At 64.1% G+C, this 12887-nt stretch carries 12 protein-coding genes; 6 read left to right on the top strand and 6 right to left on the bottom strand.

What is annotated here, in order from left to right:
• Positions 1-9: 9 nt before the first annotated feature.
• Positions 10-1434 (bottom strand): GGDEF domain-containing protein, encoded by a 1425-nt coding sequence (locus CCR82_RS09345; protein WP_201245361.1) that lies wholly within the window; start codon positions 1432-1434, stop codon positions 10-12.
• Positions 1435-1538: 104 nt separating this feature from the next.
• On the opposite strand from CCR82_RS09345, the gene CCR82_RS09350 reads away from it, so the two are divergent.
• Positions 1539-3182 carry a tetratricopeptide repeat protein gene (locus CCR82_RS09350; protein WP_201245364.1) on the top strand — a complete coding sequence of 548 codons (1644 nt, stop codon included), beginning with the start codon at positions 1539-1541 and terminating at the stop codon, positions 3180-3182.
• Here the strand turns inward: CCR82_RS09350 and CCR82_RS09355 are convergent.
• The 3 genes from CCR82_RS09355 to CCR82_RS09365 all read right to left on the bottom strand — a co-directional run bounded on the left by CCR82_RS09355 (position 3163) and on the right by CCR82_RS09365 (position 6725).
• Positions 3163-3861 carry a response regulator transcription factor gene (locus tag CCR82_RS09355; RefSeq protein ID WP_201245367.1) on the bottom strand — a complete coding sequence of 233 codons (699 nt, stop codon included), beginning with the start codon at positions 3859-3861 and terminating at the stop codon, positions 3163-3165. The genes CCR82_RS09350 and CCR82_RS09355 overlap by 20 nt on opposite strands.
• 217 nt (positions 3862-4078) lie before the next feature.
• A complete protein-coding gene (locus CCR82_RS09360; protein ID WP_201245369.1) occupies positions 4079-6313 on the bottom strand; it encodes a hybrid sensor histidine kinase/response regulator in 2235 nt (744 codons plus the stop codon).
• Between the two features lie 10 nt (positions 6314-6323).
• Positions 6324-6725 (bottom strand): circadian clock KaiB family protein, encoded by a 402-nt coding sequence (locus CCR82_RS09365; RefSeq protein ID WP_242513375.1) that lies wholly within the window; start codon positions 6723-6725, stop codon positions 6324-6326.
• Positions 6726-7123: 398 nt separating this feature from the next.
• Between CCR82_RS09365 and pufB (CCR82_RS09370) the strand changes: the two genes are divergently transcribed.
• The 4 genes from pufB (CCR82_RS09370) (at position 7124) to pufA (ending at position 7988) form a co-directional block, all read left to right on the top strand.
• Positions 7124-7267, top strand: a complete 144-nt coding sequence (gene pufB / locus CCR82_RS09370; protein ID WP_201245372.1) for a light-harvesting antenna LH1, beta subunit — start codon at positions 7124-7126, stop codon at positions 7265-7267.
• A gap of 20 nt (positions 7268-7287) precedes the next feature.
• Entirely contained in the window at positions 7288-7536 is a 249-nt protein-coding gene (locus CCR82_RS09375; protein ID WP_201245385.1) for a light-harvesting protein, read from the top strand.
• A 93-nt stretch (positions 7537-7629) separates the two neighbouring features.
• Entirely contained in the window at positions 7630-7755 is a 126-nt protein-coding gene (pufB, locus tag CCR82_RS09380) for a light-harvesting antenna LH1, beta subunit (RefSeq protein WP_201245387.1), read from the top strand.
• Positions 7756-7811: 56 nt separating this feature from the next.
• Entirely contained in the window at positions 7812-7988 is a 177-nt protein-coding gene (gene pufA / locus CCR82_RS09385) for a light-harvesting antenna LH1, alpha subunit (protein WP_201245389.1), read from the top strand.
• A gap of 234 nt (positions 7989-8222) precedes the next feature.
• Here pufA and rlmKL read toward each other — a convergent pair whose 3' ends face one another.
• Both rlmKL and CCR82_RS09400 read right to left on the bottom strand, forming a co-directional pair.
• The gene (rlmKL, locus tag CCR82_RS18660; protein WP_242513376.1) at positions 8223-10571 is read right to left on the bottom strand and encodes a bifunctional 23S rRNA (guanine(2069)-N(7))-methyltransferase RlmK/23S rRNA (guanine(2445)-N(2))-methyltransferase RlmL; all 2349 of its coding nucleotides are present in this window, start codon (positions 10569-10571) and stop codon (positions 8223-8225) included.
• The gene (locus CCR82_RS09400; RefSeq protein WP_420827320.1) at positions 10568-11809 is read right to left on the bottom strand and encodes a LysR substrate-binding domain-containing protein; all 1242 of its coding nucleotides are present in this window, start codon (positions 11807-11809) and stop codon (positions 10568-10570) included. The genes rlmKL and CCR82_RS09400 overlap by 4 nt, the downstream gene beginning before the upstream one ends.
• A gap of 176 nt (positions 11810-11985) precedes the next feature.
• On the opposite strand from CCR82_RS09400, the gene CCR82_RS09405 reads away from it, so the two are divergent.
• Positions 11986-12887, top strand: a 902-nt coding sequence (locus CCR82_RS09405; protein WP_201245516.1) for an ATP-binding protein, incomplete at its 3' end; no start/stop codon positions are given.

Here is a 12887-nt window from a genome sequence, read left to right on the forward strand (position 1 = left end):
GCGTGCGCCTCAGCCCAGGGTGACGCGATTGCGCCCCTGCTCCTTGCTCTGATAGAGCGCGCGATCGGCGACGCGGATCAGCTCGGCCTTGGTCGGTGCCTCACCGCATCCATCCCAATGCGCCAAGCCAATGCTGACGGTGATCCGCAGGCTGATCTCGGCGTAGGTGAAGGGCGCTTGGGCGATCTCATGGCGCAAGCGCTCGGCGAATTGCTGGCCCTGCGTGCGACGGGTTTCCGGCAGGATGATGAGGAATTCCTCGCCACCATAACGGGCCAGCGCATCCGAGGTGCGGGTGAAGCGCTGACACAGGTCCGCTAGCTGCATCAACACCTGATCACCGGCCTGATGCCCGTGTTGGTCGTTCAGCGCCTTGAAGTGGTCGATGTCGAACAGCACCAGCATCAGCGGGTGCTGATAGCGGATGGCGCGCTCGAGTTCGGCATCGATCAGCTCCTGCATGTACGCGTGGTTATAGAGTCCGGTCAGCCCGTCACTGCGCAAGAGCACCAGCAACTGCTCTTCGCGCGCCAGGGTCGAGATGATCGGACGCAGTGCCAAGACCGTGAGCAGGTAGATCACCATCGTCGTGCCCAGGACCGTCGCCAGCAGGATCAGCGTTTGCCTGTCGATGGGCGCGAAGAATTGTTCGGCATCGACGATCGACACCAGGCTCCAGGCGTGGACCTCCAGGGGCTGCTGGCGGATGACGAAGCGCGGGGCGGTCGATCGAGACGCCAGGAAGTCTCGCAACGCCGCATGCGCCTGGTCGTCGGCGGACTGGTTGGGCCAATACTTGATCTCGCGCTCATCGAAGATCAGCGCCAGGGTGTTGGGCGGTCGGCTCTGTTCGTCGATGAACCGTTGCACGGCCTGGTCACTGATGATCAGGACGTCGAAGCCGATCAAGGCTTGGTCGTCATCGACGATCGGCGAGCAGTAGACCAGTTCACCGGTGCGCTCGGCTTGTTCGGTGGGGATCATCCGGACGCGCTTGAGCGTCTCGGCATCACAATAGGCCGTCAGGCTCATGGGCACCGGGACGCCAACGCTGAACAGGCGTTCGCCATCGGGGCCGTGACGGGCAATCGCGCGCAGGGCGTCGTTGGCGTGCAAGGCATCGGCGAGCTTGCGCTGGCTGAAGGCGACCAGCGCCTCGTGCGTGATCTCGCCACGCAGGAAGGCGACCTGCTGGTGGCGAATCGCGGTGCGGCTGGCCGCCTGGCGGGCCAGATCCTTGTGGTTGTGCAGGATCGCCTGCAGCCGCCCGACGCTGTTCTGCAGGGCCAGATCGATGCTCTCGGTGTGGGTCGCACGCAGGTAGCCGGTCAGGGGGCGCATGCCGAAGAGGTAGAAGCTGCTGATCAGCAGCAGGCTGCTGAGGCCAACGACCACATAGATGTTATAGATCTGGCTACGGTGCGTGGTATTCATTGACACATTAGGAATGCTGGGCCGCTCAGCGGCGCTCAATTGACGTCTCGTGTGGGGGCGAAACACAATCCGGACGCAGCCACCGATGATACCGGAGAGACGCTATGACGCAGCGCAATTCCTCGCGCAACGGCGATAAGGCGCTCGCGCAGGCGGCGGACCTGCATCGTGCCGGCAAGCTGGAACAGGCCGAAAAGGCCTATCGCCGCATCCTGCGGCGGCGCCCGAGCGACGCCCGCGCACTCTATTTCCTGGGCATCGCCGTGCATCAACGGCGCCGGCCGAAGGAGGCGGTTCGCCATTTTCGCGCCGCGCTCAAGGGTGATGCGAATAACCCCGAGATGTATCGCCATTTGGGCTTGGCACTGAAGGATGCTGGCCAGACGGCCGCGGCCGAGGGTGCCTATCGCGATGCGCTAGCCGTGGCGCCGAACAGCCCGGAGATCCTGGCTAATCTGGCGACGGTGCTCAAGGCGCAAGATCGGCATGGCGAGGCGTTAGAGGCCTTGGAGCGCGCTGTCAGTCTAGCGCCCGATTCCGCCGCGATCCTCACCGCCCGTGGCCATGCCCTGCGCGAGACGGGTCATCTGGATGAGGCGGAGGCCATGCACCGCCGCGCTCTGAGCCAGCGCCCCGACCATGCCCCTTCGCTGACCGGGCTCTCGGCGGCGCTGTGGCGCAAAGGGCGCGATGACGAAGCCGCCCAGGCCGCGCGCGAGGCCATTGCCTTGGCTCCACGGCTGGCGCAGGCGCACCTGATGCTGGGTAACGCGTTGCGCCGGCTGAAGCAGCCACAAGAGGCCATGGAGGCGTTCCAGGCCGCGACTGAAGTCGCGCCCGATGATCCAACACCGCGCGTCGGCCTGGCTGAGGCCGCTCAGGATGCCGGCGCCCTCGAGGCGGCTTTACAAGCAGGACGCCGTGCCCTAGCGTTGCAGCCCGCTGCGGAGTCCCTGCATACGGTCCACGGCCAGACCCTCTATGCGCTGCGCGCCGCCGGCAGCCCGGAGAAGGCCAGACAAGAGGCCGCCGCTTGGCTGAGCGCCTACCCCGACAGCCCCACGGCTCGGCATCTGGCGCCGGCACTGATGAATGCCTCGCCGCCGGAGCGGGCCAGCGACCACTACGTGCGCGTCACCTTCGACGCCTTCGCCGAGAGCTTCGATGACCGGCTCGGCGCCCTCGACTACGCCGGGCCAACCCTCGTCGAGGACTTGCTGCGCACCGCGCGCCCCGAGGGCGTGGATGCCTTGCTGGACCTTGGCTGCGGCACCGGACTGGTGGGGCCGGTCCTGCGCCCATTGGCCCAGCGCCTGGATGGCTTGGACCTATCGCCACGGATGCTCGCCCGAGCCGCCGAGCAAAACCTCTATGACGCCTTGCACGAGGCCGATGCCGAGGCCTTCTTGGCCAACGTGCATGAGGCCTGGGATATCATCATTGCCACCGATGTGCTGATCTACCTGGGCGCCCTGGAGCCGTTGGTTACCGCGGTTGCCGCAGCGCTGCGGCCCGAGGGGCTGTTCATCGCCACCACTGAGGAGGCCGGCGGGGAGTCCTGGGAGCTACAGCCCTCGGGACGTTACCGACACAGCGGGCGTTATCTGCGCGAAGTGCTCGAGGTGGCTGGACTGATCGTCGAACGGCTCGACACGGTGGTGCTGCGCCATGAAGGCGAGCGGCCCGTGGAAGCCTTGGCGGTAGTCGCGCGCCGCGCGTCCTGCTTATTTATCGGTCAGTCTCGCTGAGCAGGTGATCCTGGAGGCTGAGTCGCGCGCGCGTTAGATCGGCTAGGTTTTGCGTCCGCAGTTTTTTCATCACCCTAGCGCGATGAAATTCCGCGGTCCGCACGCTGATGCCGAGTTCATCGGCCACCATTCGGTTGGTCTTGCCAGCGGTGATCTGTTCGAACACCTGCTGTTCGCGTGGCGTCAGCGTGCGATAGCGTTCCAGCAGGCCTTGATCGACCTCGGTGAGCGGTTTTGTTGCGGCGTCTTGGGTCGAGGCCGGGAGCGTGGTCGAGGTTGGATCTGGAGCCCGAGGTGAGGCTGGAGCAGCGTCAAGGGTTTTTTGCACCAGTTCCAGCACCGTCTGCGGATTGAACGGCTTGGTGATGAAATCGACAGCGCCGAGCTTCATTGCCCGAACCGCCATCGGGATGTCGCCATAGGCCGTGATCACGATGGTGGGGATCTCGATGCCGGCTTCGCGCAAACGTTCGAGCAGGGTGATCCCACTGATGCCAGGTAGGCGCACGTCGGCGAGCAGGCAGCCCGCGCGCGTTTGTTGCAGCATGCCGGAATCGAGCAGCTCGGCGCCGCTGTTGAAGGCTACCGAGCGGATGCACACCGACTCGAAGAGCATGCAGAGGGCTTCGCGCAGCGTGGAATCATCATCCACGATATAAACGACGGGTTCGGTACTCATGATCAACTCTTTAGAAAGTGTCCATTCACCGCGTCCCGACTTGAGCGCCTTCTGTCTGGCACCAAGCGGGAAGCAGAAAATGGACAGCAACTTTGTTCTGGTATGACGAGAGAGCGACTGACACTCGGCAAGATCGGCCTTGGCGGACAAGGTCGGCTTGTAGTGAACATGGCCCCAATGATACCGATCCACCGGCCGGGGTGGTGTGCGCGCCGGCTCAATCGGGCCTAGTCTCGGCGTCGCCGCGTGCCTCCTCCGCGTTTGCTTGCGACGGTTGAAGTGCGTCGCGCAGGTGTTCCAGAAGTTCGCTCGCGCGCTCGATTTGCGCGTCGACCCCCGCTAGCGCCTCGAGCAACGGCTGATGCCGGGAACAGCCTTGGGGGCGGCCCTCGGGATGCAATTGTGCGGTCAGTGTCCGTGCCGCCATGGCAAAGCAGCGGGCCGAACTCAAGGGTTGCGCTAGGTCGTGCAGGAGCGAGGCGACGAGCGAGTCAGTGCGCTCCGCCACTGGCGCGCTTGGTTCTGGTTGCGGACCAGCGGGAGCAACTGAACGAGCGAGGCCAGCGGACGGCAAGACCGGCAGCGGGGAGGCCGGGAGCGGTTCGTCGCCGACGGGCGCGAGGGCTTGCGTACCGGTGGGCGGATCGCTGGCGGCACCGTTGGGCGTGGGTACCAACAGCGCATCCAGAACCTCGAAGGAAACCGGCTTGATCAGGTGGTAATCGAAACCGGCCGCGAGCGAATCCCAACGCACATTAGCGGTGCCGAGGCCGGTCATCGCGATCAGCCGGATGTCATCCCAGACCGGGTTGGCACGGATCCGCCGCGCCACCTCGTGACCATCGAGATCGGGCATGTCAATGTCCAAGAGCACCACCTCGGCGCTGGCCTCGGCAAGGCTGTTCAGGACGACGCCACCGGCGAAGGCAACGCGCACCTCGGCGCCCTTGAGCCTGAGCGCCTGGGCCAGGCTGGTCGCCGCGTCCTGGTTGTCATCGACGACAAGGATGCGGCGACCAATGAGATCGCCGGCAGCGGGCGCGCGGGTAGGCGCCTCGGCAGCGCCGCATGCGCTGGCGGCGAGCGGGAGCCACACCTGGATGCGGCTACCTTGGTCGCGGCCTGCGCTGAAAGCCATGACGCGTCCACCATGCAACTCGACGAACTTACGCACCAGCGTCAAACCAATCCCGAGTCCGCTCTGCGTCTGGGGTAGCGGCTCAGAGCCCTGGGCGAACATATCAAAGACATGCGGAAGGATCTCCGCCGGGATGCCGACCCCCGTATCCTCGACCCATACCTCGACCTCGTTCGGCAGCCGCAGTCGGGCGCTGATGCGAATCACCTGGCCGGCGGCGGTGTACTTGATTGCGTTATTGAGGAGATTGCCGAAGATCTGCGCGAGTCGGGTCGGATCGCCCTCGAGCCAAATCGGCTCCGGCGGCAGTTCCACGCGCAGGTGTTGCCCGGACTGGGTGAGTAAGGACTGCACGGTTTCCACCGCGCTCGTGATCACGCTTGCTAGCTCCAGGCGCTCCTTGAGCAGCTCGATCTTGCCGTGAGTGATGCGCGAGATGTCCATGAGGTCGTCGACCAAGCGCACCAAGTGATCGAGATGACGCCCCATCATCGCGCGTGCCTCGCCACTGGCGGTTGGACTGGCCTCGCACAGCCGTAGGATCTCGAGGGCGTTGCGAATCGGCGCGAGCGGATTGCGCAGTTCATGCGCCAGGGTGGCAAGAAAGGCGTCCTTACGCCGATCGCTTTCGCGTAGCTCTTGCGCTAGCTCGGCCGCTTGCTCGCGGGCGACCAGGGCCTGAGCCAGGAGCTTCAGGGCCTCGGCGCGCGAGTCCTTGAGCGCCTGCTGGTGCTCGCGCAGTTGGTTAAGGATGGCTTGATCGGCCTCAAGTCGCGTCAGATCGGTGCCTACCAGGCAGATCATCGCCTCGCCTGGCCTTGGCAGCCAGCTTGCCCAGAGATGCATCGGCACCTCCGCACCGCTCGCTGAGCGAAACACGATGCGGTCATCGGCGGCGCCCGCGTGAGCGGCATCCAGGAACCGTCGCAGCCGGGGCACGTCAGCTGCGACCACCAAGTCCTCGATCGGGCGCCCTAGCAGCTGGCTCCGAGGGTATTCGAGCAGTGCGGCGGTTCGGTTGTTGACGTAGAGCAGTAGCCCGTCGGCCGAGGTGGCGAGTCCGGCCTCGTTCATGGTCTCGACCATCAGCCGATGTAGATTCTCGGTTTCGCTCAGCGAGAAGACACGATCGCCCTTGCTGCCGCTGACGATGACCGCATCGACCTCGCCCTCGCGAATTGCCCGCAAGGCCTCCTCAGCCTCCTCCAGGCGTGCGCGCAGCTCTTGGTTCTCGGCACGCAAAGCCGCGTGTGTGCCCGGTGCCGAGGTGTGCTCTGGAGGAGGCGTGGATCTAGCGGTGCGAGGCAGCGTCATCGGCGGCGAGTCAAATCTGGGTCTCCTGGGGCTCGAGTCGGGTCCTCAGGTCGAGTCCGATCAACACCCGGTGCTCATCGGCCATGTCACCGATGAGCCGGCGCAGCGGCAGCGGGAGTCGCTTGATGAGCGTAGGGGCAGCGAGGATCTTATCGTGCTTGGCCAGCGAGGGGCGCTCGTAGATGTCGACGACCTCCAGTGAATACTGACCGCTGAGATACTTCTCGCAGACCTCCTTGACTGACTGGATCGCCATCGCCGAGCGCGGGGTCAGACTCGCGACATAGAGCGTTAAGACATAACCAGGGTCGATCGCCGCACCCGGCGCTGCGTTCAGTGCTTGCTGGGCGTCCGACGGTGGCATCGGTGCTAGCGGTTGCATATTCGGTCTTGGCGCTCGAGTGGCGTTCATGCGAATTCCTCCGATGATCCAGTCAGGGTCTAGAAACAAGCCTAGCGCATTCTGGCCAGTTCGATATCCCGTTCAATCTCTCGAGGCCTCCTTGCCAAACGAAGCACAAGTAGCATTACTTGCTTTTTTGACTAAAAGAGTCAGAAATAAGTAAAATTACTTGTAATTATTTCTTGACATACCTGCGTGTCTAGCTAGACTTACGCATAACGAGCCTGCGGCTGGCAACAGCACCAGATCAGCACTAGCCCTGGTCATTGGCCAAGTATCCATCAGGCACTGTTTACGTGCTGCGGCTGTGCACGCAGCGATGACCCGCCGCCCGAGAAGAGCGGCTACACCTCCGCCCGCCTGCGGGCGGTATACGACACCCTGACTCCTTAATGGAGGGCGAAACAATGGCAGATTCGAAGAGCCTTTCCGGCCTGAGCCCGGAACAAGCAAAAGAGTTTCACGAACAGTTCAAAGTGACCTATACGGCGTTCGTCGGCATCGCCGCCGTCGCCCACCTCCTGGTCCTGGCTTGGAAGCCCTGGTTCTGATAGCGAGCGAGGTCCAAGTCATGTTTCAAAAAGTATTCGACTACAAACCGAAAGAACGCGACTACCTGTTATGGACCGTCGTGCATCCCGGGGTCTGGCTGCTCCCGATCATGATCGTCGTATTGTTAACCGCACTGGCGGTGCATTCGTACGTGCTCGCCGACGGCAGCAAGTACAATTTCTTGGTCGCAGCGGAAGAGGCTCCGGCCGAGGTCGCGCCGGCAGCCGCCGCCGAAGAGCAGGCACCCGCAGCACCTGCGGCAGAGTGATACAAGCTTGGCGCGCTGGCTCAATAAACCAGTGCATTTCAGCCGCCGAATGATCGCGCGGCATTCCTTGACAACACGACCGAGGACAATCCGATGACGGGTCTCCCTCCTGACCAAGCGAAAGAATTCCACGAACAGTTCAAGATCACCTATACGGCGTTCGTCGGCATCGCTGCGGTTGCGCATCTGCTAGTGCTGGCCTGGAAGCCCTGGTTCTGAATCACCAAGGCACGATCATCACGTTCCGAATCCATTCACTTTAAGAGGATTACACAATGGCTGACCAACAAATCCAGCGTCCGCGCAACCCCGAAGACGATTGGAAGATCTGGACCGTATGCCATCCTGGCACTTGGCTGATGCCGATCCTGTTCGTCGTGCTGTTGATCGCCCTCGCGGTCCATTCGTTCGTACTCGCTGAAGGCAGCAAGTACAATTTCCTAGCCGGCTAGGGCTTGCACAGGCTAGCGCCCTCGCCCCTCCCGAGGGCGTCAAGCAACGGTTTGATGGCACCGTTCCGAGGTCTAATGTGGGCATTCGGAGCGGTGCTTTTTTGCTGATGGTTATCGCATAGTGGCCGTGCTCGTTGCGAGAGCGTTCTTGCCCGCGGCATCGTCGGTCCGCTACGAGATCGCTGGTGCGATCGGCGAGCGGTTTGTGCTTTGAGAAGCGGCGCCGGTTCGCAGTCATGGTTCGCGCCGAATCCGCCAGCAGCAGTGGATATGCGGATTGCGGGCGAAGTCCTTGGGGATGGTCTGGGCGCTGATGTCCTGGATTTCCAGATCGCTTAGCGCTTCCTCATCGAGCTTGAAGCGGCGCTTGTTGGTCGAGAAGATCAGCTCACCCTCGGGCGCGAGCAGGGCCACGGCGGCGCGGATCAACCCGACCTGATCGCGCTCGACCTCGAAGGTGCCGTCCATCCGCTTGGAGGTCGAGAAGGTCGGCGGATCGAGAAAGATCAGCCCGAAGTGACCGTGATAGGCGCGTGCCTGCTCGAGCCATTCCAGACAGTTAGCCTGGATCAATTGGTGATCACGGCCGGTGAAACCGTTCAGTGCCAGGTTGCGCCGCGCCCAGTCGAGGTAGGTCTTGGAGAGATCGACCGTGGTGGTCGAGCGGGCACCACCGCGCGCGGCATGGCAACTGGCGACACCGGTGTAGCCGAACAGGTTGAGAACAGCCCGGTCGGCGGCCAGACGAGCGATCAGGCGGCGCGTCTCGCGGTGGTCGAGGAACAGACCGGTATCCAGATAATCCTCGAAGTTGACCAACAGGGTCAGCTCATCCTCGGTGACCCTGTGGAAGTGACCGGTCTGCGCGAGCCGTTCGTACTGGGCCTTGCCGCGCTGCGGTTGGCGGACCTTAAAGAACAGATCCTGCTCGGGCACCGCGAGCCCCTCGGCGATGACCCCGATGCCTTCGCGCAGCCGCCGCCGGGCCGCCTTGGGGTCGATGCCGGTTGGCGCCGCGTATTCCTGCACCTGCACGAAGCGCCGTTCCGGGGTCGCCGGATCGGCGCTCTGGTACACATCGACCGCCAGCGCGTACTCGGGCAGATCGGCATCATAGAGCCGGTAGCAATGGATGCCCTCGCGCTCTAGCCATTTCTTGAGCGTCTTTTGATTCTTACGCAGCCGGTTGGCGAGCATCTCGGCGCCGGGCCCACGCTCGGCGATCGGCAGCGGGCGCGGTCGGTCCGAGACATGCGCCTCGGGAGCGACCTCGAAGTGCAACAGGCGGCATTCGATCGGCCCGTTGTAGAGGGTATGGAAGCGATGCGCGCGCAGCCCCATGCGCTTGCCGAGTTCTGGGTTGCCGGTCAGCACGGCGGCGCGCCAGCCCTCGAACTGGGTGCGCAGCAGCGCGCCGAGGGACTGATAGAGGCCGGCGAGATCCTCGGCGCCGATGCGCTCGCCATAGGGTGGGTTGGTAATCAGCAAGCCGGGTCTAGGGCTTGTTTCCGCGCTACCGCCGGTACCGGCATCACTGACGGTGCCAATGCTGGCGTTCAGGCTTGCGCTGCTGCCTGTGTCGGTTATTTGGCTCATGCTTGAGCCCGCACTTAGGCGTGGATTCAGGCTTTGATCGAGGCTTGAATTTGCCATCGGAGACGAACGGCTTGGCTGGCATTCCTCCAGCGCTTGTCGTTCGAAGCGCACATGGCCTGCGAGGCCAGCATGTGTGGCATTGGCATGTGCGGCCTTGATCGCGGCCGGGTCGAGATCGCTGCCGCGCAGACTGGTGCTGCTGCGCGCGAGCCGATGCAGCCCGTTTGCGCGACGCTCCTTGGCCTCGGCGAGGAGCGCACTCCAGGCCGCCTGGTCATGGCCGCGCCAGCCGCTGAAGCCCCAATACTCGCGTCGCAGCCCTGGGGCGATGTCGGCGGCGATCAGCGCGCCTTCGATCACTAGGGTGCCGATACCGCACAGTGGGTCGAGCAGCTCACCGCCGCCGGCGGCGATCTCGGGCCAGCCGGCCCGCAGCAGTAGCGCAGCCGCGAGCGTTTCTTTCAAGGGCGCGGCGCCGCCCTGGAGGCGCCATCCGCGCCGATGCATGGCTTCGCCGGAGAGGTCGATGAAGAGCACGGCCTGGTCGCGGAACAGCCGGCAGCGCAGCGCCAGATCGGGCTGGATCGGACGCACGCTCGGACGGCTGCCGCTGCGCTCGCGGATCTGATCGACGATCGCATCCTTGATCCGCTGCGCTGCGAACTGGGTGTGCTCGATCTGCGAACGGGCACTGTCGACCGAGACCGCGAGGGTCTGCTCCGGGCCGAGGTGCTCGGACCAGTCGATCGCGCGGATGCCGGCGTAAAGCGCGTCCGGGTCCGATGCGGCGAAGGCGCTGAGCGGCAGCAACACGCGACTGGCGACCCGCGACCAGAGGCAGACGCGGTAGGCGTCGGCGAGGCTGCCGGAGAACTCGACCCCGGCGCGGGTCTCGACCGCGCTGTCGATGCCAAGCCCGCGCAACTCATCGGCGAGCAGGCTCTCGAGATTGCGGGCGGCGCTGGCGAAGAAGCGTTGCTCGCTCATTTGTTTGATGCCGTTGATGCCGCTGAAGATGGAGGTGCAAGCGCTTCCGCCATTATATCCGCAGAGGTGTGCGTCGATCCGGATGCGGGCGTCGACCCCGAAGTGGGCATCGATCCAGGTTCGGCTGTCGATCCCGAGGCGGGCATCGCTCCGGAAGCGCGTGCAGCAGTGGGAGCCGCTGTCTGCTCTGGCGCGGATTCAGTTGCAGAGGTGGATGCAGCGGCAAGCGCGGATGAATTCAACGCGTCATCAGCGGCCGGAGCGGCCGTAGCAACCGGCGCGCTCGGCAGCGTCCGCACCGAGTCCGGCAACTGCGAGACCAGCACCTCGGCGAAGGCATCCAGCGCCTGCTGACGCGGGAAGCTCCGCCGCGAGACCAGCGAGATGCGCCGATAGGCATCTGGCAGATGCAATGGCCGGCGCACGATCGGGCTGTCCGGCGGGGTCTCGCCGCTGCAGGCCAGCGCCGGCAGCAGGGTGCAGCCGAAACCGGCACCGACTAGCTGCAGCAGGGTCTCGAGGCTGGAGGCGCGCAGATCGGCCATCTCGCCGCTGCGCGGGCGCTCGGCCAGGCGACAGACCTCCATCACCTGATGGGTCAGGCAATGGCCGTCGCTGAGCAGCAGCAGCTCGGTCGCTTCCAGATCGGCCTCGGTGATCTCGGGTTTGTCGCCGAGCGGGTGCTGGCGCGGATGGGCGAGCCAGAACGGCTCCTCGAACAGCGGCCGTGCGACCAGCTCGGGCTCGCTGACCGGGGTCGCCAACAGGGCCGCATCGACCTCGTGATGCTCGAGCCGCTTGAGCAAGGTTTCGGTGATCTCCTCGATCAGTACCAGCTTGATCTGCGGCAGGCGCTCGCGCAGCGGCAGCAGGATCAGCGGCAGCAGATAGGGGCTCAGCGTGGGGATGGCGCCGATGCGCAGCGGCCCGGCGAGCGGGTCCTGATGGGCGCGCGCGACCTGCTCGATGGCGTCGGCCTGCTCCATCAGCAGGCGCGCATGTTGCAGGATCAACTGACCGGTGGGGGTGATCTCGACCGAGCGATTGGTGCGCTCGAAGATGGTCACGCCCAGCTCGTGCTCGAGCTTGCGGATCTGGCCGCTCAGCGTCGGCTGACTGACGAACGAGCGCTCAGCGGCGCGGCCGAAATGCCGGGTTTCGGCGAGGGCGAGGATGTACTTGATATCACGCAGATTCATATTGGAGGAGAGTGCGGGGCCTTGGACTGCAGACGACAAGGATACCCTGTGGCGACCGAAGCCCGGCATCCCTGATGCGATGATTTTGCTCGCCTGCCTCGGGAACGCCGACTGCGATGCAAACAGGTGATCGCCGTGCAGGATCGTTGATCGCAGTGCAAGATAATGGCGAGATTCGCAGCACTCGGCCACTGATCACTCGCGACTTCAGCCTTATGTCCCGCCAACCGCTCCCCATCGGCATCCAGACCTTCCGCGAGATCCGCGAGGGTAACTATTGCTACGTCGATAAAACCGCCGATGCTCAGGCCCTAGCGCAGCAAGGCAAGGCCTATTTTCTCTCGCGTCCGCGCCGCTTCGGCAAGAGCCTGTTCGTCGATACGCTAAAGGAGCTGTTCGAGGGCAACGAGGCGCTGTTTCGCGGCCTACACATCCATGACCAATGGGATTGGAGCCAACGCCATCCGGTGATCCTGCTCGACTTTGCCGCCGGTGTGCTCCAGAGCCGTGCCGAGCTGGATCGGCGCATCCGGCAACTGCTCAAGGACAATGCCCTTCGACTCGGGATCGATAGCGACGGGCAGGATACTGACATCCCGGGCTGCTTCGCTGACCTGATCCGCCAGGCCCATGGCCAGAGCGGCCAACGCGCGGTGGTGCTGATCGACGAATACGACAAGCCGATCCTCGACAACATCGAGCATCCGGAGCGTGCCGCTGAGCTACGTGAGGGATTGAAGAATCTGTACTCCGTGCTCAAGGCCGAAGATGCCCATCTGCGCTTCGTCTTTCTGACCGGCGTCAGCAAATTCAGTCGGGTCAGCCTATTCTCGGGGCTCAATCAACTGCGCGACATCACGCTCAGCGCCCCCTTTGCGACCATCTGCGGCTACACCCAGCAGGATCTCGAGACCACCTTCGCCGAGCATCTTGCCGGGGTCGATTGGGACGAGCTACGCCGTTGGTATAACGGCTACGGTTTTCTCGGTGAGCCGGTCTATAACCCCTATGACATCCTGCTGTTCATTAGCGATGGCCACAGCTTCCGAAACTACTGGTTCGAGACCGGCAGCCCGAGCTTCCTGATCAAGCTGTTCCAGCAGCGACGCTACTTCCT

Origin of the sequence: Halochromatium salexigens (assembly GCF_016653295.1) — a bacterium.
Taxonomy (GTDB): Bacteria; Pseudomonadota; Gammaproteobacteria; order Chromatiales; family Chromatiaceae; genus Lamprobacter; species Lamprobacter salexigens.